The sequence below is a fragment of the Symbiopectobacterium sp. RP genome (assembly GCF_050472005.1).
Taxonomy (GTDB): domain Bacteria; phylum Pseudomonadota; class Gammaproteobacteria; order Enterobacterales; family Enterobacteriaceae; genus Symbiopectobacterium.
On the sequence record NZ_JBGOGS010000001.1, the window covers coordinates 2,557,543 to 2,579,541 of the forward strand.

The following is a 21,999-nucleotide window of genomic DNA, read 5'->3' on the forward strand; positions in this document are numbered from 1 at the left end:
CCTGAAGCGTAGCGGTTTAATTTATTGTTGCCATCTGTTAAAAGCATAGGTATCTACACATCATAAAGGGTTAAAAACCACCATAGCTAAGTGGGCAAGTTCTTCCGAGGTATAGTCTGCTAATATAGCCAACCGACTTAAAAATGATTACAGCCAATGCCCTGATATGTGGCAAAAAAATACAGCTAATTGTTATCAAAATAATGTCGCTTGGCTATAACGTCAAAGTATTTAGCAGGATGGATAGTCCGGCAAGCAGCGCTGGGGCGCTTTCTTTACGCCCTCGTTTTTGTTGTCGTCCGGATAATCGGCAAATTAACTGACGGGCTGCCGCATTGTCGTCTCCTTCAGCGCGTTGCAGCCGCCATACCAGCACACATGCCATGCTAGTATCAATAACCTGCGTAGCAGTGTACCAGCACTGCGCTGAAGCCATTTTTCTACATCATGACCGGCACCTTTCAGCAGCTTAAAAAAGGATTCAATACCCCAGCGCCAGTAATACCAGCGAGCGACTTCCGCGCTGGTGATCTCGTTGCTAACGTTTGTGAGCAGCGTCCAGCGTCCGATAAATTTACCGTGAGTATCGGTAAGGCGAACCACAACTAATCTGAGTGTCAGAGCTACGCCTGGCTGAACTTTCACTCGCCGTCCGGTGTTCTTGTCTTTCCGCTTCGGTTTTGCTGTTCGCGTTATGATCACGGATGTTTCCCCGATCTCCATATTGGCTTTTTTCCCTTTCCAGCCAACCTGTCCGTTTGCGATAAATGGCAGATCGTCTGCAATTTCACCAATTTTACGGGTGTCACCGCCCCACTCGGCCCGATGCCCTTCCTTTCCCCGGATAAGCCAACATATTCCCTGGGAGCTTAATGTGCGCATATGCCCGATAGAGTCACCTTCACGGTCAATGAGATGAACTAACTTCTTCCCGGTATCAAGAGACTCAACGCGGGCGATATCAGCCGTCAAAGCATCCATATAGCTAAGCGACATTATTTTGATAACAATTAGCTGTATTTTTTTGCCACATATCAGGGCATTGGCTGTAATCATTTTTAAGTCGGTTGGCTATATGAGTCAGACTCTCAGACAAGCCCTCGCTTAGCGTTGAACGACAACCCGCCCTATCGGTTAGAGTTTGAGACAGGGGCGCTATTGATAAACCATTTGCAGCATCAACCAGTAGGATGGTTTGTAGTTCATAACCGACGTCGCCACCATGCGTCATTTTCAAACGTTCTTCTTTCCCATTGTGGGTACGAAACTGTAAATGAGACCAGTCGTGAACGACGGAAGCGTATGGATGCGGGCTAAGTGCAACCTGCCGGAGAGCCAGCGAAATAATCGGTTCATTGAGCTAACTGAAGCTAATACATTCCATTATTAAAAAAACGCCAAACGGCCTGAGTAGTGGCGAATGTTGTTTTCTGCGCGCAGGCAAGGTCTTTAACGGCTGACGCCAATGGTGCTGCGGGAGTCATGTGTTGCTTAACCAGACGCTGATAACGCCGGTTAAGGCGGGCATCAATCCCGCCGATGGATAAGTTGAGATCATGCAGCAACGTAATAGCAGATATTGCAAAAGATGTGTAGATACCTATGCTGTTAAAAGAGAAGCTTCAACCTGAGGAGTAAACCGATGACATTACCGAGTGGACATCCGAAAGCCCGGCTCATGAAAAGTTTTGCCTCATTGGGGCCCTATCTACGCGAGAATCAGTGCGACAACGAACGTTTTTTCTTTGATTGCCTGGCGGTATGCGTTAGTGTGAAACCTGTGCCGGAAAAACGGGAATTCTGGGGATGGTGGCTCCAGTTGGAAGCCCAGGAAAAGACGCTCATTTATTCCTACCATACTGGCTTGTACGATAAAACGGGCCGTTGGCAAGAAGAGAAAATTAAGGATACCGAAGTGCTGACGAAAGTGCAGGAGACGCAACGGCAGTTTCATACGCTTCTGGATAAGTTATTACATTCTTTGGAACCCGCCTTGACGCTCACCGAGCGACCGTGAAACCTCTCTTTGGAGTCTGCGCCGCGTTTGCGTGAGCGGGGCAGATTCGCGTAATCTCTGTTGCCATTATGAACGTGCTCTGTAGCAACGTTTTCACTATTTCGTGTTTTGACCAACATTAACGGCAGATTAATCATGAGTGGCAGCCAGACTTTGGTTGTGAAATTGGGTACCAGTGTGTTGACCGGCGGTTCGCGCCGCTTGAACCGTGCCCATATTGTTGAATTGGTTCGCCAGTGTGCACAGCAGCACACGGCCGGACACCGTATTGTGATTGTGACGTCTGGGGCGATTGGCGCTGGGCGCGAGCATTTGGGCTATCCGGAATTGCCTGCCACCATCGCCACCAAACAGCTGTTGGCCGCGGTCGGACAGAGCCGTTTGATTCAGTTGTGGGAACAACTGTTTTCTATTTATGGCATCCATATTGCTCAAATGTTGCTGACGTGCGCGGATCTGGAAGACAGAGAACGTTTCCTCAACGCCCGCGACACGCTGCGTGCATTGCTGGATAACCGTATTGTTCCGCTGATTAATGAGAACGATGCGGTAGCCACCGCCGAAATCAAGGTTGGCGATAACGACAACCTGTTGGCACTCGCCGCGATATTGGCGGATGCGGACAAGCTGCTGTTGCTGACCGATCAGGCTGGCTTGTTTACCGCTGATCCGCGTTCCAACCCGGAGGCGGAATTGATCCGGGAAGATGTGATTGGCAACGTGTCGGTCGGTACCCGTTTCCACGCCGTGGAAGCACCGTTGGAAAGCCGCAAACACTGGATCTTCGGTGCGCCGCCGGCGGGTGAAATCACCATTGATGACGGTGCGCTTTCCGCGATCGTTGAGCGTGGTAGCTCTCTGTTGCCAAAAGGCATTCGCGAGGTGAAGGGTAACTTTTCTCGCGGTGAGGTCATCCGCGTTTGTACGCTGTCTGGGCGCGATTTGGCGCATGCGGTAACCCGTTACAACAGTGATGCGCTGAGCATGATCGCCGGGCATCACTCGCAGCAGATTGCCGATATCCTTGGGTACGAGTATGGCCCGGTGGCTGTTCATCGCGACGACATGATTATCAATTAAGGAGCACGCCATGCTGGAAAAAATGGGCAAAGCTGCTAAACAAGCCTCCTATCACCTGTCGGTGCTGAGTACAGTGCAAAAGAACCAGGCGCTGAACGTGATTGCTGACCTGCTGGAGGCAGAAAGCGCAGAGATTCTGGCCGCCAACGCACTGGATCTGGCAGATGCACGGCAAAATGGCATGAGCGTCGCGTTACAAGACCGGTTGCTGCTCACACCGCAGCGGCTGAGCGCCATCGCTGACGATGTGCGCCAAGTCTGCCGCCTGAATGACCCGGTGGGTGAAGTGATAGATGGCCGCCTGCTGGATAATGGATTGAAACTGGAACGCCGTCGTGTGCCATTGGGCGTGGTGGGCGTTATCTATGAAGCGCGCCTGAATGTGACGGTGGACGTCGCCAGCCTGTGCCTGAAAACCGGTAACGCAGTGATTCTGCGCGGCGGCAAAGAGACTTATCGCACCAATGCGGCCACGATGAGCGTGATTCAACGCGCACTGGAACAAAGCGGGCTACCTGCTGCAGCGGTTCAGGCGATTGAAAGCCCAGACAGAGATCTGGTCAATCAACTGCTTAAACTGGATCGCTATGTGGATATGCTGATCCCGCGCGGTGATGCCGGGCTGCACAAACTGTGCCGTGAGCAATCGACTATTCCGGTGATCACGGGCGGGATTGGCGTGTGCCATATTTTTGCCGATGAGAGCATTGATTTTGCGAAAGCGCTGACCGTGATTGAAAGCGCCAAGGTACAGCGTCCGAGCGCGTGCAACAGCCTGGAAACGCTGCTGATTCATCGCGCCATTGCCGCGCAGTTCCTGCCTGCACTGAGCGAGAAAATGGCACAAGCAGGGGGGACGCTGCACGCCAGCCCGGAAGCCTTGAGCACGTTGCAAAGCGGGCCTGCCAAAGTGGTTGCAGTGGAAGCCAAGGACTACGATGACGAATGGCTTTCTAACGACCTCAACGTGGCACTGGTGGACGATATGGATGCTGCCATTGCCCATATCCGTGAACACTGCACGCAGCACTCTGATGCCATTTTGACGCGCTCCACCAGCAATGCGGAACGCTTTGCGCGCAAGGTTGATTCCTCGGCGGTGTACGTCAATGCCAGCACCCGCTTTACCGATGGCGGCCAGTTTGGCTTGGGTGCCGAAGTGGCGGTAAGCACGCAGAAATTGCACGCGCGCGGCCCGATGGGGTTGGAAGCGTTGACCACCTACAAGTGGATTGGTTACGGCGAAGATTTAATCCGCGCCGAGCCTGTTTAAGATTTTGTGTAAATGCCTTTCCCCAGAAGTGACCGTCAAGGCGGTCACCGAACTCGATAATAATGCGACTCATTGCCATACGCCAGTCCTGTAAGGGCATCGTCCATTTCTGTGATGCCGCATGGGTTGCCAGCCATACGACCTTCTTCACCGAGTCATCAGTCGGGAACACCTTGCGTTTCTTGATTGCATGCCGGAGCACGCTGCTCAGTGATTCTATAGCCAACCGACTTAAAAATGATTACAGCCAATGCCCTGATATGTGGCAAAAAAATACAGCTAATTGTTATCAAAATAATGTCGCTTGTCTATACCTTGCGAAGTTCCTGCGGGTACGAGAAGAATGTCGACAGGTTGGCCCAGTTTGACTGCCAGCTCCGGCTTATCTGCGAATAGCGGTGATCCCATGTCCCACCGAACGTCTCCAGCGCCTGAAGCGCGGCCTCTTCGGTTGGAGCCTGATACACTGCTTTGAGGTCGTGTGTTACCGCCTTATAGTCCTTCCAGGCAACGAAGCGCAGACTGTTGCGCACCATGTGCACGATGCACAACTGGATGCGGGCATCCGGGAACCCTTTCAGGCCGTCCACACAGGCAATGAGGATGTCGGTCAGGCCACGGTTTTTCAGTTCTCTCAGCACGTTCAGCCAGAACTTTGCGCCTTCATTTTCGGCCAGCCACATCCCCAGTAGCTCTTTCTGGCCTTCGATATTGATACCCAGCGCCAGGAACACAGACTTATTGATAACGCGGCTGTCCTGCTGGACTTTGGCTTTGTTGAATAATAGGTAATCATGCTGTTTTTCCATTCCAGTTTTGGTTGAAAATGCTTCTCATCTCAGGTGTACACTTTTCTCATGAGGCCTAACTGCATGATTTTACGTTGTGAGGATCCGTCGTTTCGCTGGGCTGCCAGCATAAAATCTATTTATTCAACAAAGCCCCGGACTTTCAGAACGATATAACTAAACGACTTAATTTTGATCACATTATTTAAATGAGCTATTCAATTGATTTTAGACGTAAAGTGATATCTACACGGGAAGAAGAAGGGTTGAGTATCCGAGAAACAGCGAAGCAATTTCGGATTGGCCCTGCCTCTGTATCGCGTTGGATTAATCAAATAGCGTCAAAAGCATCGACCACACGTCAGCGAAAGAGCGATAAATCCGAGTTGATAAAAGATGTTGAACCATATCCAGATGCTTACCAAAAAGAACGTGCAGAGCGTTTTGGCGTTTGTCAGAAGGCCATTTGGCAAGCTCTTAAAAAGCTGGGATTGGCCTATAAAAAAACTCTACGTCATCCGAAAGCCGACGAAAGCGCCCGGCAAGCATTTCAACAAAAAATACAACAGTATAAAAAAAAGGCAAACCTATTGTTTTTATTGATGAAAGTTCTTTTCCACACGATACCCCACGGACTCACGGCTATTCCCCAAAAGGTCAACGGTGTTTTGGCCTGAAGAACTAGGGAGCCAAGGGAAGAACAAATGTTATCGGCGCTTTATTAGGCACAACGCTGTTTGCTATCGGATTATTTGATATCAATATTAACAGCGATGTTTTCTATTCCTGGGTCACACAAGTCCTTATCCCAGTACTCCCTAAAAACAGGGTAATCGTGATGGACAATGCAACTTTTCACAAAAAACATAATATTCAATAAGTCATCATCGATGCAGGGTATATGGTGGAGTATTTGCCTACATATTCGCCAGATCTTAACCCCATTGAGCATAAATGGGCACAAGCAAAAAGCAAAAAAAGAGAGAGTGGTTGCGATACAGAGATTTTGTTCTCAGTCCATATGGTGTGATCAAAATTAAGTCGCTTGGGTATATCATGATGGCGGTAGGGTTACGCATCGCGCAGATAAAAATGTTCGCCGTGGTGAATTTCTTGCCTGCGCTGCTGTTTATCATCCCACTGTCGATTTATTGGCATCGCTGGTTCGGTTAGTTTTATGCGTGCTAAACAAAAGGGAGTAATTAAAAGAATTACCTCTTATTTGTTTAGTATGTAAAACATTAAGTGCCTTCTTGCTAACCGACTGCTACCATATACCCCGTTTGGGAGCCTGATATAGCCAAGCGACATTATTTTGATAACAATTAGCTGTATTTTTTTGCCATATATCAGGGCATTGGCTGTAATCATTTTTAAGTTGGTTGGCTATAATAGAAGCAGGATTTCCTCATTTAGACGATAAACGTGGGGTGGCAAGATGGACGTTTTCAGTACCAGCAACATTTTGATTCATATCCCGTTCGGTGCGGGAGGGTACGATCTTTCCTGGATTGAAGCCGTTGGCGCGCTGTGCGGCCTGCTCTGTATCTGGCTTGCCAGTCTGGAAAAAACCATCAATTACCTGTTTGGTTTGATCAACGTCTCGCTATTTGCCGTTATTTTTTTCCAGATTCAGCTTTATGCCAGCCTGTTGCTACAAATCTTTTTCTTTGTTGCCAATGTTTATGGTTGGTATGCCTGGACACGGCGCACGGAACAGCAGGATATCGCCTTAAAAATACGCTGGCTGCCACTCCCCAGATTGTTTGCCCGGTCAGTGCTGGGTGCACTCGTGATTGGTTTGATGACCGTCTACATTGATGCGGTGTTTGCCGCGCTGACTGGCGTCGCGGTGACCGTGATGCGGAGCATGGGGGTACAGGTGACCATACCAACATTGCAGGCGGATGCGTTTCCCTTCTGGGATTCCAGCATGATGGTGCTCTCCATGATAGCGATGATCCTGATGACGCGTAAATATGTGGAAAACTGGATATTGTGGGTCGTGGTTAACATTATCAGCGTGGTGATCTTCACCTACCAGGGGGTTTATGTGATGGCCTTGGAATACCTGATCTTGACCGGTATCGCCCTCAACGGCACCTGGTTGTGGATCAAGGAAGCGCGCCAGCGTCCAACGCCATCGTATCTACAGCGCAGAGCGTAAAGTGCACGTTGGAAAACGCGGCATAGCGGTAAGCTAACAGCATTTTATCGCGTAAAATTACGCGATGTTGTTGTGGGTACGCCATACGCTTGACTTATCATTTATGCGCTGCAATATGAACAGTTCCGTTTTTAAACGCTAGGGTAATCGCCCTGCAACCGTTTCCTATTGGCAAGATGTGGCATGTTCTGCGCAAGAATCGATGGATGAATGATGAATTACCAAAATGATGACTTAAGAATTAAAGAGATCAAAGAGTTGTTACCTCCTGTCGCGTTGCTGGAGAAATTTCCGGCTACCGCGCGTGCGGCAGAAACGGTCTCATTTACCCGCTCGGCAATTCACAAGATTCTGCATGGCACTGACGATCGTTTGCTGGTGGTGATTGGCCCGTGCTCGATTCATGATACCAAGGCTGCAAAAGAATACGCCGCCCGCTTGCTTACGCTGCGCAACGCGTTAAGCGACGAGCTGGAAGTCGTGATGCGTGTCTATTTTGAGAAACCGCGCACCACTGTGGGTTGGAAAGGACTGATTAACGATCCGCACATGTATAACAGCTTCCAGATTAACGATGGATTGCGCATTGCCCGTCAATTGCTGGTGGAAATCAACGATAGCGGGTTACCTGCTGCGGGTGAGTTCTTGAACATCATATCGCCGCAGTATCTGGCAGATCTGATGAGCTGGGGTGCCATCGGTGCACGCACTACGGAATCTCAGGTACACCGCGAATTGGCTTCCGGTCTCTCTTGTCCGGTTGGCTTCAAAAACGACACCGATGGCACGATTAAAGTGGCGATCGATACCATTAATGCCGCGAGGGCGCCGCACTGCTTCCTGTCGGTGACCAAATGGGGTCACTCCGCCATTGTCAACACCAGCGGCAACAACGATTGCCACATTATTTTGCGCGGGGGGAAAGCACCGAATTATAGCGCCGAGCACGTCAGCGACGTGAAGGATGGACTGGAAAAAGCCGGACTGCGCCCGCAGGTGATGATCGATTTCAGTCATGCTACAGCAGCAAACAGTTCAAGAAGCAGATGGACGTAGGGGCTGATGTGTGCGCGCAGATAGCGGGTGGTGAACGTGCCATCACCGGTGTGATGGCGGAAAGCCATCTGGTAGAAGGCAACCAGAGCCTGGAAAGCGGTGAACCACTGGTTTATGGTCGCAGTGTGACTGATGCATGTATCGGCTGAGCCTGTACACGAGATTGTGTAATTGCCTGATTTTGATATGTTCAATCCAACATCAAAAGCAGGTTACTTTATGGACGAAAAACAGTTACAGGCTCTGGCTAACGAGCTGCCCAAAAATCTCAAAACCCCTGACGCTCTCAACCAGTTTGATCGCCTGCTGAAAAAGATCAGCGTTGAAGCTGCCCTTAATGCTGAAATGACCCATCACCTCGGGCATGAGAAGCACCAGTCCAAATCTGGAACTAACACGCGCAATGGCTACTCCACAAAGACTGTTACCGCCGGCGATGGTCCGCTGGAACTGCGTACACCACGTGATCGTGATGCTTCCTTTGAACCGCAACTTGTGAAGAAGAACCAGACCCGGCTCTCCGGGATGGATAACCAGATTTTATAGCCAAGCGACTTAATTTTGATTACACCATAGGCTTTGTTGAATAAATAGAACTTTTGGGTAATCATCGGAGCAGATCAACACAGTTGTTTCAAAATCAGGTCTCCATGGCAAAACAAAATTTTAAAATCACCAACTGGCCCTCTTATAACAAGGCCCTCAAGCAACGCGGTTCTCTAACCGTATGGCTAGATGAATCAGCCATTGCTGCATGGACGGAAAAAAACACTACTGAACGGCGTGGACGACCGCTCCACTACTCAGATATGACCATCACCACAGTCCTGATGATGAAACGCGTGTTTGGCCTTTCATTGAGGGCTTTACAGGGCTTTGGTGACTCGATTTTTAAACTGATTAAATTGTCGCTCCATTGTCCAGACTATTCGCTGCTCAGCAAGCGAGCAAAGACAGTGAACATCAGCATAAAAACGCCAACCCGTGGTGAAATCTCACATCTGGTCATTGATGGAACCAGCCTGAAGGTCTTTGGCGAAGGCGAATGGAAAGTCCGGCAGCATGGTGCCGACAGACGCAGGGTATGGCGTAAGCTGCACCTGGCAGTAGACAGTGTAACGCATGAGATTATCTGTGCGGATTTGTCGCTCAGTGGTACGACTGATGCCCAAGCTCTACCGGCGCTGATAAACCAGACCCACCGGAAAATCAGAGAGGCATCGGCTGACGGCGCTTACGATACAGTTTACTGCTATGATGCTCTGCTGAGGAAGAAAATAAGGCCGCTTATCCCGCCACGAAGGGGGGCGCAATATTGGCAAGATCGCTACCACGAGCGTAACCACGCTGTCGCAAATCAGCGCATTAGCGGTAGTAACGATATCTGGAAAAAGAAAGTGGGCCATCACCGGCGCTCAGTGGCTGAAACGGCCATGTTCCGGTTCAAAAGGCTTCTGGGTGGTCATCTAAGTCTGAGAGACTACGATGGTCAGGTGGGTGAAGCCATGGTCAAAGCGCTTAACCTGATCACGCTATTAGGAATGCCGAACAGTATTCGCATCACGTAACAATCGACCCGTATGGGGCGCAGTCGTTACAAGTTCTGATTTATTCAACAAAGCCTACACCATATGGACTGAGAACAAAATCTCTGTATCGCAACCACTCTCTCTTTTTTTGCTTTTTGCTTGTGCCCATTTATGCTCAATGGGGTTAAGATCTGGCGAATATGTAGGCAAATACTCCACCATATACCCTGCATCGATGATGACTTGTTGAATATTATGTTTTTTGTGAAAAGTTGCATTCTCCATCACGATTACCCTGTTTTTAGGGAGTACTGGAATAAGGACTTGTGTGACCCAGGAATAGAAAACATCGCTGTTAATATTGATATCAAATAATCCGATAGCAAACAGCGTTGTGCCTAATAACGCGCCGATAACATTTGTTCTTCCCTTGGCTCCCCCGTTCTTCAGCCCAAAACACCGTTGACCTTTTGGGGAATAGCCGTGAATCCGTGGGGTATCGTGTGGAAAACCACTTTCATCAATAAAAACAATAGGCTTACCTTCTTTTTCATACTGTTGTATTTTTTGTTGAAATGCTTGCCGGGCGCTTTCGTCGGCTTTCGGATGATGTAGAGTTTTTTTTATAGGTCAATCCCAGCTTTTAAGAGCTTGCCAAATGGCCTTCTGACAAACGCCAAAACGCTCTGCACGTTCTTTTTGGTAAGCATCTGGATATTGTTCAACATCTTTTATCAACTAGGATTTATAGAAAACCGACTTAAAAATGATTACAGCCAATGCCCTGATATGTGGCAAAAAAATACAGCTAATTGTTATCAAAATAATGTCGCTTGCCTATAACCAGATTTTATCGTTGTATGCCAAAGGGATGACCACCCGCGAAATTGCCGCTGCGTTCAAAGAACTGTATGACGCGGATGTCTCACCCGCCCTGGTATCGAAGGTCACCGATGCCGTTATGGAGCAGGTTGTTGAATGGCAAAATCGCCCCCTGGATGTGGTTTATCCCATTGTTTACCTTGACTGTATCGTTCTGAAAGTCCGGCAGGACAGCCGCGTTATCAATAAGTCTGTGTTCCTGGCGCTGGGTATCAATATCGAAGGCCAGAAAGAGCTACTGGGGATGTGGCTGGCCGAAAATGAAGGCGCAAAGTTCTGGCTGAACGTGCTGACAGAACTGAAAAACCGTGGCCTGACCGACATCCTCATTGCCAGTGTGGACGGCCTGAAAGGGTTCCCGGATGCCATCAACACGGTCTACCCGGAAGCCCGCATCCAGTTGTGCATCGTGCACATGGTGCGCAACAGTCTGCGCTTCGTTGCCTGGAAGGACTATAAGGCGGTAACACGCGACCTCAAAGCAGTGTATCAGGCTCCAACCGAAGAGGCCGCGCTTCAGGCGCTGGAGACGTTCGGTGGTACATGGAATCACCGCTATTCGCAGATAAGCCGGAGCTGGCAGTCAAACTGGGCCAACCTGTCGACATTCTTCTCGTACCCGCAGGAACTTCTCAAGGTAATCTACACGACGAACGCTATAGAATCACTGAACAGCGTGCTCCGGCATGCAATCAAGAAACGCAAGGTGTTCCCGACTGATGACTCGGTGAAGAAGGTTGTATGGCTGGCAATCCAAGGGGCATCACAGAAATGGACGATGCCCTTACAGGACTGGCGTATGGCAATGGGTCGCTTTATTATCGAGTTCGGTGACCGCCTTGACGGTCACTTCTGAGGAAAGGCATTTACACAAAATCTTAAACAGGCTCTATCGGCTGGGAAGATATAGCCAAGCGACATTATTTTGATAACAATTAGTTGTATTTTTTTGCCACATATCAGGGCATTGGCTGTAATCATTTTTAAGTCGGTTTTCTATAAATCCTAGTTGATAAAAGATGTTGAACAATATCCAGATGCTTACCAAAAAGAACGTGCAGAGCGTTTTGGCGTTTGTCAGAAGGCCATTTGGCAAGCTCTTAAAAGCTGGGATTGACCTATAAAAAAAACTCTACATCATCCGAAAGCCGACGAAAGCGCCCGGCAAGCATTTCAACAAAAAATACAACAGTATGAAAAAGAAGGTAAGCCTATTGTTTTTATTGATGAAAGTGGTTTTTTACACGATACCCCACGGACTCACGGCTATTTCCCAAAAGGTCAACGGTGTTTTGGCCTGAAGAACTGGGGAGCCAAGGGAAGAACAAATGTTATCGGCGCGTTATTAGGCACAACGCTGTTTGCTATCGGATTATTTGATATCAATATTAACAGCGATGTTTTCTATTCCTGGGTCACACAAGTCCTTATTCCAGTACTCCCTAAAAACAGGGTAATCGTGATGGAGAATGCAACTTTTCACAAAAAACATAATATTCAACAAGTCATCATCGATGCAGGGTATATGGTGGAGTATTTGCCTACATATTCGCCGGATCTTAACCCCATTGAGCGTAAATGGGCACAAGCAAAAAGCAAAAAGCAAAAAAATGAGAGAGTGGTTGCGATACAGAGATTTTGTTCTCAGTCCATATGGTTAATCAAAATTAAGTCGCTTGGCTATATATGCCATCTGCCCAGAAATAAACGTAGCGCGTATCGCTTAAATCACGCAGGCACCATTGCCTGTGCTCTTCAAGCCATTGCTGTTTCAGTCTGCTGATGGTACTGGCAGAGAGGCCATTAGCTTTTTCACCGAGAAGCGCCCTCAGGGCTTCGTGAAAATCACCGGTGGATATGCCTCGCAGGTACAGCCATGGTAGCAACTCTTCGACGCTTTTTGCACGTTTCAGATAAGGCGGCAACAACGCGCTGTTGAAGCATATTCCGTTGCCGCTGCGATCCCTGACCTTAGGCACTTTAATTTCAACATCCCCAATGCCCTGATATGTGGCAAAAAATACAGCTAATTGTTATCAAAATAATGTCGCTTGGCTATATCAGTTGCCTAGCACCATTACGAATGAGTTCATGCAAGGGATCACCGGCAATATCTGGTTCTGCGGAGACCTGTAGGGTAGACTTTTTCATGGGGTATCATCTCTCTGTTGTTGAAATCATCCACGAAATCAATCAGCAGGATACGCCACCCTCCCCGAAACCCCGTACACCAGAAATGAGCATAACTCGAAACTCAGGCGCAACAGCGTGATTCCTTTCGCGAACACATTCGTGTCGGCTGTGAGTTAAACAAGCCGGTTATCCTCCATATCCGCTCGGCACGTTAAGATACCCTTGATATTCTGAAAGAAGAGGGAGTTGAGCGCTGTGGTGGCGTGCTGCAGTGCTTCACTGAGACGGCGCGTACGCTGCTGAATATGGGGTTCTATATCTCGTTTTCAGGCATTGTGACATTTCGTAATGCAGACGAACTTCGTGACGTTGCCCGGTTTGTTCCACTGGATCGCCTGCTGGTTGAAACCGATTCCCCTTGGTTTGCCCCGGTGCCGTTTCGTGGTAAAGAGAACCAGCCTGCCTACGTGCGCGATGTTGCCGAGTATCTCTCCGTGCTAAAAGGTGTTGATATTGCACAATTAGCAGCGGCTACTACAGAGAATTTTTCCCGCCTGTTCCACATCGATTCACAGCGGTTGACCGCCGCCGTTTAGTGTTTAAAATGGCCGAGTTTTTTTGTGCTGCGTAATTAATTGACGCTCATCTGTGCGCTGGTTGGTGGTTTAGCCACCAGTGACAGAGGTTCTGCCCGTCTGTTACCTACAGAAATGGCGATTTTGTACGCTACTCGATCTGTTGGCGCAATGAAACGTGATAGCAGTCAAACATTGAATGACCCATTTATTTTACTCTACCTAAAAATTAAAAGAGGGATAAATCCCTCAAACTCCCCGCCTTTTGTTGCTATAACGTCGTAAAAGCACTATTACTCAGGAGCACACTCAATTATGTTCAAGAATGCATTTGCCAACCTGCAAAAAGTAGGTAAGTCGCTGATGCTGCCTGTTTCCGTACTGCCCATTGCAGGTATCCTGCTGGGTGTCGGATCGGCCAACTTCAGCTGGCTGCCGGCCATCGTCTCAAGCGTGATGGCGCAAGCAGGTGACTCCGTATTTGCCAATATGCCACTGATTTTTGCCATCGGCGTTGCCCTCGGTTTTACCAATAATGATGGGGTTTCCGCGCTGGCGGCCGTTGTTGCCTACGGCATTATGGTGAAGACGATGGCAGCGGTGGCTCCACTCGTGCTGCAGCTGCCGCCTGAGGTGATCATCAAAGAACACTTGGCGGATACCGGGGTGCTCGGTGGGATCATCGCTGGTGCGATTGCGGCCTACATGTTTAACCGTTTCTACCGTATCCAGCTGCCGGAATACCTAGGCTTTTTTGCCGGTAAACGCTTTGTGCCGATCATCTCTGGTCTGACAGCGATTATCACCGGTGTGGTACTCTCCTTTATCTGGCCACCGGTAGGGACCGCAATCCAAACGTTCTCACACTGGGTTGCCTATCAGAACCCGGTGCTGGCATTTGGCCTGTACGGTATTGTTGAGCGCTCGTTGGTGCCGTTTGGCTTGCACCATATCTGGAATGTGCCGTTCCAGATGCAGATCGGTGAATTCACCAACGCGGCGGGCCAGGTGTTCCACGGTGACATCCCTCGTTACATGGCCGGTGACCCGACTGCAGGTAAACTGGCGGGGGGCTTCCTGTTCAAAATGTACGGCCTGCCGGCGGCGGCGATTGCTATTTGGCACTCCACCAAGCCGGAAAATCGCGCTAAAGTGGGCGGTATTATGCTCTCTGCGGCATTGACCTCGTTCCTGACCGGGATCACTGAACCGATTGACTTCTCCTTCCTGTTTGTGGCACCGATCCTCTACGTGATCCATGCCATTCTGGCGGGCTTGGCGTTCCCCATCTGTATCCTGCTGGGCATGCGCGATGGCACCAGTTTCTCCCACGGTTTGATTGACTTCGTAGTACTGAGCGGCAACGGCAGTAATCTGTGGCTCTTCCCGATCGTTGGTCTGTGCTACGCGCTGGCTTACTACACCATCTTCCGTGTACTGATTGCCAAACTGAACCTGAAAACGCCGGGCCGCGAAGAGAGCACCTCTGAACAGTCCGCGCAAAACAACAGTGATATGGCTGCGGCGCTGGTGACTGCCTTTGGTGGCAAAGAAAACATCACCAATCTGGACGCCTGTATTACGCGTCTGCGTGTGGGCGTCGGTAGTGTCGCAAAAGTGGATCAGGCAGGCCTCAAAAAACTGGGTGCAGCTGGCGTTGTTGTTGCGGGCTCTGGTGTACAGGCAATTTTTGGTACTAAATCTGACAACCTGAAAACGGATATGGATGATTACATCCGTAATCACTGATTCGTTGTCCGGGGAGTGATAAAGGGAGCGTAAGCTCCCTTTTTTATGTGTGCCTGGCATGCCCGACAGCTTGGGGGTGAAAGTCCCCTGTACAGCCTGATGGTGGCGAAGGACTAGCGAAGTGCAAGGGCGTCATCGCGAGGTGGGGTCTGAAGGAAGCGTGGAGCAAAGCCATGACCTGACGAACAGAAACCTGATACAAGGTTCATCCGATCGGCAGAGCGAGCATATGATCGCGAAGGCCATAACCATCAAGGGTCGAGTGAGTAAATCAGGCAGGTGTGTGGTGAAGGCGGTCGGGCTTACCCCAGGAGGTCTGCATAGCGTCCTGCATTCAGGACTGAGCTCATCGTGAGGTGCGCTGATCGCTATGCAGAAGTCAGCAGAGGGCGTAGGGGAAACCTGAAGGCCCGAACAGTGATGAGTGGCGAGTATCGCCGGAGGTTCTGAACGGTCATGCAGCAGAAAACGCAATGCGACCCCGATGAGAGCAGAAGGGGTGAAGCCCCGACTCCTGCCCCATCAGGGGCTGAAACCGTCCAGACACAACCGGAGCGGGAAAGCCCGTCGTCCCGGGATAGTCTCATGGAGGTTATCCTCAACCAAGAAAATCTGAAGCAGGCGCTGAAAAGAGTAAAAGCCAACAAAGGCGCGCCGGGTGTGGACGGAATAAGCGTGAGCGAACTCCCCGACCATCTGAAACGCCAGTGGCCGAAACCATAGGTATCTACACATCATAAAGGGTTAAAAACCACCATAGCTAAGTGGGCAAGTTCTTCCGGGATATAGTCTGCTAATAACGTCAAGGTATTTAGCAGGATGGATAGTCCGGCAAGCAGCGCTGGGGCGCTTTCTTTACGCCCTCGTTTTTGTTGTCGTCCGGATAATCGGCAAATTAACTGACGGGCTGCCGCATTGTCGTCTCCTTCAGCGCGTTGCAGCCGCCATACCAGCACACATGCCATGCTAGCTATCAATAACCTGCGTAGCAGGGCACCAGCACTGCACTGAAGCCATTTTTCTACATCATGACCGGCACCTTTCAGCAGCTTAAAAAAGGATTCAATACCCCAGCGCCAGTAATACCAGCGAGCGACTTCCGCGCTGGTGATCTCGTTGCTATAGCCAAGCGACATTATTTTGATAACAATTAGCTGTATTTTTTTGCCACATATCAGGGCATTGGCTATAATCATTTTTAAGTCGGTTGGCTATATCAGCCGTCAAAGCATCCATATGAGTCAGACTCTCAGACAAGCCCTCGGTTAGCGTTGAACGACAACCTGCCCTATCGATTAGAGTTTGAGACAGGGGCGCTATTGGTAAACCATTTGCAGCATCAACCAGTAGGCTGGTTTGTAGTTCATAACCGACGTCGCCACCATGCGTCATTTTCAAACGTTCTTCTTTCCCATTGTGGGTACGAAACTGTAAATGAGACCAGTCGTGAACGACGGGAGCGTATGGATGCGGGCTAAGTGCAACCTGCCGGAGAGCCAGCGAAATAATCGGTTCATTGAGCTGACTGAAGCTAATACATTCATTATTAAAAAAACGCCAAACGGCCTGAGTAGTGGCGAATGTTGTTTTCTGCGCGCAGGCAAGGTCTTTAACGGCTGACGCCAATGGTGCTGCGGGAGTCATGTGTTGCTTAACCAGACGCTGATAACGCCGGTTAAGGCGGGCCTCAATCCCGCCGATGGATAAGTTGAGATCATGCAGCAACGTAATAGCAGATATTGCAAAAGATGTGTAGATACCTATGTATATAAGGTGGGCGACGATTAACATAACTGAACTGGTGTATACGGATCCGTATGTACGGTGGTGTGGGAGAAAGCTGATCGTGAGATCGGCTCCTATCCCTATTGGGCGCTGACCTGCGGTAAAAAAGCCGCAATTCAAACATCTGAACAAGAAAAAACAGAAAGAAGGTTGAAAGCAACCGAAAGTGTCACTCATACTGCTGTAACCATTCGGCGTTACACGTTTATAAGGAACTCAAACATGGCTGAAGAAACTATTTTCAGTAAAATTATCCGCCGGGAAATTCCTTCCGACATCGTCTATCAGGATGAACTGGTGACGGCCTTTCGTGACATCGCGCCTCGCACGCCAACACACGTTTTGATCGTTCCTAACGTATTGATTCCGAACCTAAACGATGTTTTGCCTGAGCACGAACAGGCACTGGGAAGATTGTTCACAGTCGCCAGCAAGATTGCGCGCGACGAGGGCATTGATGAAGACGGTTATCGTCTGATCGTTAATTGCAATCGCCATGGCGGCCAAGAGGTCTATCATATTCATATGCACCTGCTGGGTGGACGTCCTCTGGGGCCATTGTTGTCGGACTAACTTCATGAACTTCCAGATTGTGCGCGGCCTGTTATCTGCTGTGTTGGTGCTGAGGGTTGTTGCGTGTTCCAGCTCCCCCCGTGTTGACCATCAATGAGCGGCAAACGTTAGTGCTCGATGCTTCTCTGTTGTCCGCTGGGATTACGGCATCAAAACCCGATCTGACCACGCGCAGTGAGGGCGGAAGCGCTTGGGCGGTGCTGCGCAATACGTCATCCCAGGCGGTGACGGTACAGTACCGCTTCTACTGGTATAGCCAACCGACTTAAAAATGATTACAACAGATACCCTGATATGCGGCAAAAAAGCATAGCTGGCTGTTATCAAAATAATGTCGCTTGGCTATATCTTGTGCTGCTGTTCGGGGCGATGGTGTTGACCGGTTGTATGACCCGTCCGTCAGAGCAACAGCCACCGGCGCAGATCGAACCGGTGCAACCGTCACAGCCGGAAGTGGTCACGCCGCCAGCGGGGCAGCCGATGCCTACGCCTCCGAAAATTCAAACCCTGAACTGGGAAGGTAGTGTCGGACCTTTAGTGGCACAAATGCGACAGGCCAGCGGCGTAGCGCCCGGCAGTATCCTGCTGGTTGACAGCGTGAAGAACAACACCAACGGCTCGTTGCCGGTCGCGAAGGCGACAGCGGTGATTTATGATGCGTTGGCGAACGGCAACGCGTTCGCGCTGGTGCCACGTGAACAGGTGGCCGTGGCGAAACAGACGCTAGGGTTATCGGCAGAGGACAGTCTGGGCTCGCGTACTAAGGCGATTGGCTTGGCGCGCTACGTGAGCGCGCAAGCTGTGAACGGTTCGGGACGCTGCTGTTGGTGCGTTCGCGTGGGCGATCGTCAATTGCTATAGCCAAGCGACATTATTTTGATAACAATTAGCTGTATTTTTTTTCCACATATCAGGGCATTGGATGTAATCATTTTTAAGTCGGTTGGCTATAGCGTGGCCGCAAACCACCGAAGCGGCGCAGTTGGGCGTATTCAGGCAACGTGAATACCGGGTGTTACGCCAGCTCTCTGCATGGCAGTTGGCTCCTAAGCCTGTTGTCTACCGCGACGGTTGGCTATATTACTGGCGCTGGGGTATTGAATCCTTTTTTAAGCTGCTGAAAGGTGCCGGTCATGATGTAGAAAAATGGCTTGAGCGCAGTGCTGGTGCCCTGCTACGCAGGTTATTGATAGCTAGCATGGCATGTGTGCTGGTATGGCGGCTGCAACGCGTTGAAGGAGACGACAATGCGGCAGCCCGTCAGTTAATTTGCCGATTATCCGGACGACAACAAAAACGAGGGCCCCAGCGCTGCTTGCCGGACTATCCATCCTGCTAAATATAGCCAAGCGACATTATTTTGATAACAATTATCTGTATTTTTTTGCCACATATCAGGGTATTGGATGTAATCATTTTTAAGTCGGTTGGCTATACCTTGACGTTATTAGCAGACTATACCCCGGAAGAACTTGCCCACTTCGCTATGGTGGTTTTTAACCCTTTATGATGTGTAGATACCTATGGCCCCTAAGGTGGCATTTTTTTGTGGTTTATCCTGTACTTTCCCGCTGCTGTTACTGAAAAATTGCGCCTCATCCTGTTTTTATCAATCTCCGCTTTGCAAGCGTGCATTAATGGATTATTTCTAACGTCTCTTTTTATCAGGAGTCATTTTCTATGTCACATTCCCCACTGGCACGCAGAGTGTGTCTGATTCTGGTCAGTCTGGCAGTCTACAATACCGCGATGGCCGACAGACGGCCATTGACCAGCCTGGAAGGTAAAACCATGGGGACCTTTTACAGCGTAAAGATCAGCGGAGATCTGCCTGAAGATAAAGCGCATCTGCAACAAGAGATTGATGCCCTGCTTGAGCAGGCCAACAACGATATTTCCACTTACCGTGAAAACTCCATTCTGTCGTGCTTTAACCGCTATCAAGGCAGCGATCCTCAGCCCATTCCCGGCGGTATGGCAGACATTATCCTAGTAGCCCAGCGTATTGGCCGGGCGACAGACAATGCCATGGATATTACGGTGGGACCGTTGGTGAATCTGTGGGGCTTTGGGCCGCAAAAACAGCCGGTGACCATTCCAACTCAAGAACAAATCGATGACACTCGTCAGCGCGTCGGTTTGCAGCACCTTACGCTTACCAGCAACAGCAAGGGAGAGTGGCTGCAAAAAGATCTGCCGTCGCTGTATGTAGATCTCTCAACCTTGGGTGAAGGTTACGGTGCCGATGTGTTGGCTCAGTTGATGACACGCAAGGGCATTACCAATTATCTGGTTTCAGTCGGGGGTGCTATTTCAAGTCGCGGAGTCAATGGGCAAGGAATGCCGTGGCGGGTGGCGATTCAGAAACCTACCGATAAGGAAAACGCGGTGCAAGCGGCAGTGGATCTGCAAGGGTATTCCATCAGTACGTCCGGCAGCTATCGCAACTATTTCGAGCAGGACGGCAAACGCTATTCCCACGTCATCGACCCCAGCACCGGCCACCCCATCAATCATACGCTGGTGTCTGCCACAGTGATTGCCAAAACAGCGCTCGAAGCGGACGGTTGGGACACAGGGTTAATGGTATTGGGAACGGAAAAAGCGCTGAAAGTAGCCGAGCAGCACGAGTTGGCGGTTTATCTGATCACCAAAACCGACAATGGGTTCGAAACGGTGATGACCCCCCAATTCAAAGCCTTCTTGCAACAAGAGGCTAAACCTTAACGTCGGGTGAGGTTGCTGATAAACAGCCCTACTCTCACCGTCATTCCTTCCTCGTTATCCTCGGCGAAAGTCGGGAATGACGGCGGTGGAGGGAATGCCGAGAGGTAAAGTGACTCTGTCATCAGTCTCAGGCCCCGGCATTGCCGGGGCCTGCGGCTACTGCACGATTACTTTTCTGCCAGCGTTATAGCCAAGCGACTTAATTTTGATTACACCATATGGACTGAGAACAAAATCTCTGTATCGCAACCACTCTCTCTTTTTTTGCTTGTGCCCATTTATGCTCAATGGGGTTAAGATCTGGCCAATATGTAGGCAAATACTCCACCATATACCCTGCATCGATGATGACTTGTTGAATATTATGTTTTTTGTGAAAAGTTGCATTGTCCATCACGATTACACTGTTTTTAGGGAGTACTAGGATAAGGACTTGTGTGACCCAGGAATAGAAAACATCGCTGTTAATATTGATATCAAATAATCCGATAGCAAACAGCGTTGTGCCTAATAAAGCGCCGATAACATTTGTTCTTCCCTTGGCTCCCCCGTTCTTCAGGCCAAAACACCGTTGACCTTTTGGGGAATAGCCGTGAGTCCGTGGGGTATCATGTGGAAAACCACTTTCATCAATAAAAACAATAGGTTTACCTTCTTTTTCATACTGTTGTATTTTTTGTTGAAATGCTTGCCGGGCGCTTTCGTCGGCTTTCGGATGGCGTAGAGTTTTTTTTATAGGTCAATCCCAGCTTTTTAAGAGCTGGCAAAATGGCCTTCTGACAAACGCCAAAACGCTCTGCACGTTCTTTTTGGTAAGCATCTGGATATGGTTCAACATCTTTTATCAACTCGGATTTATCGCTCTTTCGCTGACGCGTGGTCGATGCTTTTGACGCTATTTGGGCTTTGTTGAATAATAGTGAGTCATGCTGTTTTTCCAAGCCAGTTTTGGTAGAAAATGCTTGTTACCTCAGGTTTACGGTTTTCTTATGAGGCCTAACTGCATGATTTTGCGTTGCGAGGATCTGTCGTTTCACCGGGGGTGCAGCATAAAATATGTTTATTCAACAAAGCCCGCTATTTGATTAATCCAACGCGATACAGAGGCAGGGCCAATCCGAAATTGCTTCGCTGTTTCTCGGATACTCAACCCTTCTTCTTCCCGTGTAGATATCACTTTACGTCTAAAATTAATTGAATAGCTCATTTAAATAATGTAATCAAAATTAAGTCGTTTAGCTATATGTAGGCAAATACTCCACCTTATACCCTGCATCGATGATGACTTGTTGAATATTATGTTTTTTGTGAAAAGTTGCATTGTCCATCACGATTACCCTGTTTTTAGGGAGTACTGGGATAAGGACTTGTGTGACCCAGGAATAGAAAACATCGCTGTTAATATTGATATCAAATAATCCGATAGCAAACAGCGTTGTGCCTAATAAAGCGCCGATAACATTTGTTCTTCCCTTGGCTCCCCAGTTCTTCAGCCCAAAACACCGTTGACCTTTTGGGGAATAGCCGTGAGTCCGTGGGATATCGTGTGGAAAACCACTTTCATCAATAAAAAGGCTATTTGCATTCTGAGGGAGGATCGCAGATTTAATCTGGTAATGGAATTCACACTCTTTTGTGCAAAACATGGTTGACGATCACCTTTAG

31 protein-coding genes and 9 pseudogenes are annotated in these 21,999 nt (G+C 49.3%); 22 read left to right on the forward strand and 18 right to left on the reverse strand.

The window, feature by feature from the left end; genetic code table 11:
- Window positions 1-70: 70 nt before the first annotated feature.
- The 5 genes from ACD630_RS16955 to ACD630_RS16975 form a co-directional block, all read right to left on the reverse strand.
- On the reverse strand, window positions 71-199 hold the full coding sequence (locus ACD630_RS16955) for a hypothetical protein (protein WP_430359749.1): 129 nt from the start codon (window positions 197-199) through the stop codon (window positions 71-73).
- A gap of 15 nt (window positions 200-214) precedes the next feature.
- Window positions 215-385 carry a hypothetical protein gene (locus ACD630_RS16960; protein ID WP_430359153.1) on the reverse strand — a complete coding sequence of 57 codons (171 nt, stop codon included), beginning with the start codon at window positions 383-385 and terminating at the stop codon, window positions 215-217.
- Window positions 316-1,056, reverse strand: coding sequence for a transposase (locus tag ACD630_RS16965; RefSeq protein WP_430359750.1), 741 nt, complete (start codon window positions 1,054-1,056; stop codon window positions 316-318). Before ACD630_RS16965 ends, ACD630_RS16960 begins: the two co-directional genes overlap by 70 nt.
- A complete protein-coding gene (locus ACD630_RS16970; RefSeq protein ID WP_430359751.1) occupies window positions 986-1,231 on the reverse strand; it encodes a hypothetical protein in 246 nt (81 codons plus the stop codon). The genes ACD630_RS16965 and ACD630_RS16970 overlap by 71 nt, the downstream gene beginning before the upstream one ends.
- Before the next feature lie 139 nt (window positions 1,232-1,370).
- Window positions 1,371-1,565 (reverse strand): hypothetical protein, encoded by a 195-nt coding sequence (locus ACD630_RS16975; RefSeq protein ID WP_430359752.1) that lies wholly within the window; start codon window positions 1,563-1,565, stop codon window positions 1,371-1,373.
- A 77-nt stretch (window positions 1,566-1,642) separates the two neighbouring features.
- Here ACD630_RS16975 and crl point away from each other — a divergent pair, with 77 nt between their 5' ends.
- From crl to proA, 3 genes are all read left to right on the forward strand, one after another.
- Window positions 1,643-2,017, forward strand: a complete 375-nt coding sequence (crl, locus tag ACD630_RS16980) for a sigma factor-binding protein Crl (protein ID WP_430359753.1) — start codon at window positions 1,643-1,645, stop codon at window positions 2,015-2,017.
- Window positions 2,018-2,152: 135 nt separating this feature from the next.
- Entirely contained in the window at window positions 2,153-3,097 is a 945-nt protein-coding gene (proB, locus tag ACD630_RS16985; protein ID WP_430360112.1) for a glutamate 5-kinase, read from the forward strand.
- Between the two features lie 10 nt (window positions 3,098-3,107).
- Entirely contained in the window at window positions 3,108-4,370 is a 1,263-nt protein-coding gene (proA, locus tag ACD630_RS16990; RefSeq protein ID WP_430359754.1) for a glutamate-5-semialdehyde dehydrogenase, read from the forward strand.
- A gap of 25 nt (window positions 4,371-4,395) precedes the next feature.
- Here proA and ACD630_RS16995 read toward each other — a convergent pair.
- A pseudogene (locus tag ACD630_RS16995) lies at window positions 4,396-5,140 on the reverse strand (IS256 family transposase); the annotation flags it as partial.
- 227 nt (window positions 5,141-5,367) lie between these two features.
- Between ACD630_RS16995 and ACD630_RS17000 the strand changes: the two are divergent.
- The 3 genes and pseudogenes from ACD630_RS17000 to ACD630_RS17010 all read left to right on the forward strand — a co-directional run.
- Complete coding sequence (locus ACD630_RS17000; RefSeq protein WP_430359755.1) at window positions 5,368-5,835, forward strand: IS630 transposase-related protein; 468 nt, start codon at window positions 5,368-5,370, stop codon at window positions 5,833-5,835.
- Between the two features lie 65 nt (window positions 5,836-5,900).
- Window positions 5,901-6,188 (forward strand): annotated as a pseudogene (locus ACD630_RS17005) (transposase).
- 17 nt (window positions 6,189-6,205) lie between these two features.
- A pseudogene (locus ACD630_RS17010) lies at window positions 6,206-6,331 on the forward strand (DUF554 family protein); the annotation flags it as partial.
- A gap of 45 nt (window positions 6,332-6,376) precedes the next feature.
- Here the strand turns inward: ACD630_RS17010 and ACD630_RS17015 are convergent.
- Window positions 6,377-6,529, reverse strand: a complete 153-nt coding sequence (locus ACD630_RS17015; RefSeq protein WP_430359756.1) for a hypothetical protein — start codon at window positions 6,527-6,529, stop codon at window positions 6,377-6,379.
- Window positions 6,530-6,596: 67 nt separating this feature from the next.
- Between ACD630_RS17015 and pnuC the strand changes: the two genes are divergently transcribed.
- From pnuC to ACD630_RS17035, 4 genes and pseudogenes are all read left to right on the forward strand, one after another.
- Window positions 6,597-7,325, forward strand: a complete 729-nt coding sequence (gene pnuC, locus ACD630_RS17020) for a nicotinamide riboside transporter PnuC (RefSeq protein WP_430359757.1) — start codon at window positions 6,597-6,599, stop codon at window positions 7,323-7,325.
- 213 nt (window positions 7,326-7,538) lie between these two features.
- Window positions 7,539-8,530: pseudogene (aroG, locus tag ACD630_RS17025) on the forward strand (3-deoxy-7-phosphoheptulonate synthase AroG).
- Between the two features lie 70 nt (window positions 8,531-8,600).
- A pseudogene (locus ACD630_RS17030) lies at window positions 8,601-8,924 on the forward strand (transposase); the annotation flags it as partial.
- 107 nt (window positions 8,925-9,031) lie between these two features.
- A complete protein-coding gene (locus tag ACD630_RS17035) occupies window positions 9,032-9,949 on the forward strand; it encodes an IS5 family transposase (RefSeq protein WP_430359758.1) in 918 nt (305 codons plus the stop codon).
- A 54-nt stretch (window positions 9,950-10,003) separates the two neighbouring features.
- Here ACD630_RS17035 and ACD630_RS17040 read toward each other — a convergent pair whose 3' ends face one another.
- Together ACD630_RS17040 and ACD630_RS17045 are read right to left on the reverse strand one after the other, a co-directional pair.
- The gene (locus ACD630_RS17040; RefSeq protein WP_430360113.1) at window positions 10,004-10,537 is read right to left on the reverse strand and encodes an IS630 family transposase; all 534 of its coding nucleotides are present in this window, start codon (window positions 10,535-10,537) and stop codon (window positions 10,004-10,006) included.
- A gap of 3 nt (window positions 10,538-10,540) precedes the next feature.
- Window positions 10,541-10,648, reverse strand: a complete 108-nt coding sequence (locus ACD630_RS17045; protein ID WP_430359759.1) for an IS630 transposase-related protein — start codon at window positions 10,646-10,648, stop codon at window positions 10,541-10,543.
- A gap of 103 nt (window positions 10,649-10,751) precedes the next feature.
- On the opposite strand from ACD630_RS17045, the pseudogene ACD630_RS17050 reads away from it, so the two are divergent.
- Window positions 10,752-11,648 (forward strand): annotated as a pseudogene (locus ACD630_RS17050) (IS256 family transposase); the annotation flags it as partial.
- Here ACD630_RS17050 and ACD630_RS17055 read toward each other — a convergent pair.
- Window positions 11,639-11,773: a hypothetical protein gene (locus ACD630_RS17055; RefSeq protein WP_430359760.1), complete on the reverse strand. Its 135-nt coding sequence runs from the start codon at window positions 11,771-11,773 to the stop codon at window positions 11,639-11,641. The pseudogene ACD630_RS17050 and the gene ACD630_RS17055 sit on opposite strands and share 10 nt — an antisense overlap.
- 28 nt (window positions 11,774-11,801) lie before the next feature.
- Between ACD630_RS17055 and ACD630_RS17060 the strand changes: the two genes are divergently transcribed.
- Window positions 11,802-11,909 (forward strand): IS630 transposase-related protein, encoded by a 108-nt coding sequence (locus ACD630_RS17060; protein WP_430359759.1) that lies wholly within the window; start codon window positions 11,802-11,804, stop codon window positions 11,907-11,909.
- Window positions 11,910-11,912: 3 nt separating this feature from the next.
- Window positions 11,913-12,575 (forward strand): IS630 family transposase, encoded by a 663-nt coding sequence (locus ACD630_RS17065; RefSeq protein WP_430360114.1) that lies wholly within the window; start codon window positions 11,913-11,915, stop codon window positions 12,573-12,575.
- Here ACD630_RS17065 and ACD630_RS17070 read toward each other — a convergent pair.
- Window positions 12,472-12,795 (reverse strand): annotated as a pseudogene (locus tag ACD630_RS17070) (transposase); the annotation flags it as partial. The gene ACD630_RS17065 and the pseudogene ACD630_RS17070 sit on opposite strands and share 104 nt — an antisense overlap.
- A gap of 246 nt (window positions 12,796-13,041) precedes the next feature.
- Here ACD630_RS17070 and ACD630_RS17075 point away from each other — a divergent pair.
- From ACD630_RS17075 to ACD630_RS17085, 3 genes and pseudogenes are all read left to right on the forward strand, one after another.
- A pseudogene (locus tag ACD630_RS17075) lies at window positions 13,042-13,521 on the forward strand (TatD family hydrolase); the annotation flags it as partial.
- A gap of 294 nt (window positions 13,522-13,815) precedes the next feature.
- The gene (gene ptsG, locus ACD630_RS17080) at window positions 13,816-15,249 is read left to right on the forward strand and encodes a PTS glucose transporter subunit IIBC (protein ID WP_430359761.1); all 1,434 of its coding nucleotides are present in this window, start codon (window positions 13,816-13,818) and stop codon (window positions 15,247-15,249) included.
- A gap of 585 nt (window positions 15,250-15,834) precedes the next feature.
- Entirely contained in the window at window positions 15,835-15,972 is a 138-nt protein-coding gene (locus ACD630_RS17085; protein ID WP_430359762.1) for a hypothetical protein, read from the forward strand.
- A gap of 11 nt (window positions 15,973-15,983) precedes the next feature.
- Here ACD630_RS17085 and ACD630_RS17090 read toward each other — a convergent pair whose 3' ends face one another.
- Complete coding sequence (locus tag ACD630_RS17090) at window positions 15,984-16,445, reverse strand: hypothetical protein (protein ID WP_430359763.1); 462 nt, start codon at window positions 16,443-16,445, stop codon at window positions 15,984-15,986.
- Window positions 16,369-16,974: a hypothetical protein gene (locus tag ACD630_RS17095; protein ID WP_430359764.1), complete on the reverse strand. Its 606-nt coding sequence runs from the start codon at window positions 16,972-16,974 to the stop codon at window positions 16,369-16,371. Before ACD630_RS17095 ends, ACD630_RS17090 begins: the two co-directional genes overlap by 77 nt.
- 282 nt (window positions 16,975-17,256) lie before the next feature.
- Between ACD630_RS17095 and hinT the strand changes: the two genes are divergently transcribed.
- From hinT to apbE, 6 genes are all read left to right on the forward strand, one after another.
- Window positions 17,257-17,607: a purine nucleoside phosphoramidase gene (gene hinT / locus ACD630_RS17100; protein WP_430360115.1), complete on the forward strand. Its 351-nt coding sequence runs from the start codon at window positions 17,257-17,259 to the stop codon at window positions 17,605-17,607.
- An 80-nt stretch (window positions 17,608-17,687) separates the two neighbouring features.
- Window positions 17,688-17,876 (forward strand): DUF1425 domain-containing protein, encoded by a 189-nt coding sequence (locus ACD630_RS17105; RefSeq protein WP_430359765.1) that lies wholly within the window; start codon window positions 17,688-17,690, stop codon window positions 17,874-17,876.
- A gap of 100 nt (window positions 17,877-17,976) precedes the next feature.
- A complete protein-coding gene (locus ACD630_RS17110; protein WP_430360116.1) occupies window positions 17,977-18,468 on the forward strand; it encodes a penicillin-binding protein activator LpoB in 492 nt (163 codons plus the stop codon).
- A gap of 82 nt (window positions 18,469-18,550) precedes the next feature.
- Window positions 18,551-18,946, forward strand: coding sequence for a hypothetical protein (locus ACD630_RS17115; RefSeq protein WP_430359766.1), 396 nt, complete (start codon window positions 18,551-18,553; stop codon window positions 18,944-18,946).
- A gap of 21 nt (window positions 18,947-18,967) precedes the next feature.
- The gene (locus ACD630_RS17120; RefSeq protein ID WP_430359767.1) at window positions 18,968-19,117 is read left to right on the forward strand and encodes a hypothetical protein; all 150 of its coding nucleotides are present in this window, start codon (window positions 18,968-18,970) and stop codon (window positions 19,115-19,117) included.
- A gap of 170 nt (window positions 19,118-19,287) precedes the next feature.
- Entirely contained in the window at window positions 19,288-20,334 is a 1,047-nt protein-coding gene (apbE, locus tag ACD630_RS17125; protein ID WP_430359768.1) for an FAD:protein FMN transferase ApbE, read from the forward strand.
- A gap of 156 nt (window positions 20,335-20,490) precedes the next feature.
- On the opposite strand, the gene ACD630_RS17130 is transcribed toward apbE, so the two are convergent.
- The 5 genes and pseudogenes from ACD630_RS17130 to ACD630_RS17150 form a co-directional block, all read right to left on the reverse strand.
- Window positions 20,491-20,622 carry a hypothetical protein gene (locus ACD630_RS17130; protein ID WP_430359769.1) on the reverse strand — a complete coding sequence of 44 codons (132 nt, stop codon included), beginning with the start codon at window positions 20,620-20,622 and terminating at the stop codon, window positions 20,491-20,493.
- Window positions 20,623-20,650: 28 nt separating this feature from the next.
- Window positions 20,651-21,070 (reverse strand): annotated as a pseudogene (locus tag ACD630_RS17135) (transposase); the annotation flags it as partial.
- Window positions 20,994-21,275, reverse strand: coding sequence for an IS630 transposase-related protein (locus tag ACD630_RS17140; protein ID WP_430359770.1), 282 nt, complete (start codon window positions 21,273-21,275; stop codon window positions 20,994-20,996). The pseudogene ACD630_RS17135 and the gene ACD630_RS17140, both read right to left, overlap by 77 nt.
- A 119-nt stretch (window positions 21,276-21,394) precedes the next feature.
- The gene (locus ACD630_RS17145; protein ID WP_430359771.1) at window positions 21,395-21,541 is read right to left on the reverse strand and encodes an IS630 transposase-related protein; all 147 of its coding nucleotides are present in this window, start codon (window positions 21,539-21,541) and stop codon (window positions 21,395-21,397) included.
- A 28-nt stretch (window positions 21,542-21,569) separates the two neighbouring features.
- Window positions 21,570-21,980, reverse strand: a complete 411-nt coding sequence (locus ACD630_RS17150) for an IS630 family transposase (RefSeq protein ID WP_430359772.1) — start codon at window positions 21,978-21,980, stop codon at window positions 21,570-21,572.
- Window positions 21,981-21,999: the final 19 nt, after the last annotated feature.

What these genes read in the sequence shown, in the direction of transcription:
- ACD630_RS16960 (WP_430359153.1), bottom strand. Translation starts at nt 385, where the DNA reads ATGGCATGTGTGCTGGTATGGCGGCTGCAACGCGCTGAAGGAGACGAC.
- ACD630_RS16965 (WP_430359750.1), bottom strand. Translation starts at nt 1,056, where the DNA reads ATGATTACAGCCAATGCCCTGATATGTGGCAAAAAAATACAGCTAATT.
- ACD630_RS16970 (WP_430359751.1), bottom strand. Translation starts at nt 1,231, where the DNA reads ATGACGCATGGTGGCGACGTCGGTTATGAACTACAAACCATCCTACTG.
- crl (WP_430359753.1), top strand. Translation starts at nt 1,643, where the DNA reads ATGACATTACCGAGTGGACATCCGAAAGCCCGGCTCATGAAAAGTTTT.
- proB (WP_430360112.1), top strand. Translation starts at nt 2,153, where the DNA reads ATGAGTGGCAGCCAGACTTTGGTTGTGAAATTGGGTACCAGTGTGTTG.
- proA (WP_430359754.1), top strand. Translation starts at nt 3,108, where the DNA reads ATGCTGGAAAAAATGGGCAAAGCTGCTAAACAAGCCTCCTATCACCTG.
- ACD630_RS17000 (WP_430359755.1), top strand. Translation starts at nt 5,368, where the DNA reads ATGAGCTATTCAATTGATTTTAGACGTAAAGTGATATCTACACGGGAA.
- ACD630_RS17015 (WP_430359756.1), bottom strand. Translation starts at nt 6,529, where the DNA reads ATGATTACAGCCAATGCCCTGATATATGGCAAAAAAATACAGCTAATT.
- pnuC (WP_430359757.1), top strand. Translation starts at nt 6,597, where the DNA reads ATGGACGTTTTCAGTACCAGCAACATTTTGATTCATATCCCGTTCGGT.
- ACD630_RS17035 (WP_430359758.1), top strand. Translation starts at nt 9,032, where the DNA reads ATGGCAAAACAAAATTTTAAAATCACCAACTGGCCCTCTTATAACAAG.
- ACD630_RS17055 (WP_430359760.1), bottom strand. Translation starts at nt 11,773, where the DNA reads ATGATTACAGCCAATGCCCTGATATGTGGCAAAAAAATACAACTAATT.
- ptsG (WP_430359761.1), top strand. Translation starts at nt 13,816, where the DNA reads ATGTTCAAGAATGCATTTGCCAACCTGCAAAAAGTAGGTAAGTCGCTG.
- ACD630_RS17085 (WP_430359762.1), top strand. Translation starts at nt 15,835, where the DNA reads ATGGAGGTTATCCTCAACCAAGAAAATCTGAAGCAGGCGCTGAAAAGA.
- ACD630_RS17090 (WP_430359763.1), bottom strand. Translation starts at nt 16,445, where the DNA reads ATGATTATAGCCAATGCCCTGATATGTGGCAAAAAAATACAGCTAATT.
- hinT (WP_430360115.1), top strand. Translation starts at nt 17,257, where the DNA reads ATGGCTGAAGAAACTATTTTCAGTAAAATTATCCGCCGGGAAATTCCT.
- ACD630_RS17110 (WP_430360116.1), top strand. Translation starts at nt 17,977, where the DNA reads ATGGTGTTGACCGGTTGTATGACCCGTCCGTCAGAGCAACAGCCACCG.
- apbE (WP_430359768.1), top strand. Translation starts at nt 19,288, where the DNA reads ATGTCACATTCCCCACTGGCACGCAGAGTGTGTCTGATTCTGGTCAGT.
- ACD630_RS17145 (WP_430359771.1), bottom strand. Translation starts at nt 21,541, where the DNA reads ATGAGCTATTCAATTAATTTTAGACGTAAAGTGATATCTACACGGGAA.
- ACD630_RS17150 (WP_430359772.1), bottom strand. Translation starts at nt 21,980, where the DNA reads ATGTTTTGCACAAAAGAGTGTGAATTCCATTACCAGATTAAATCTGCG.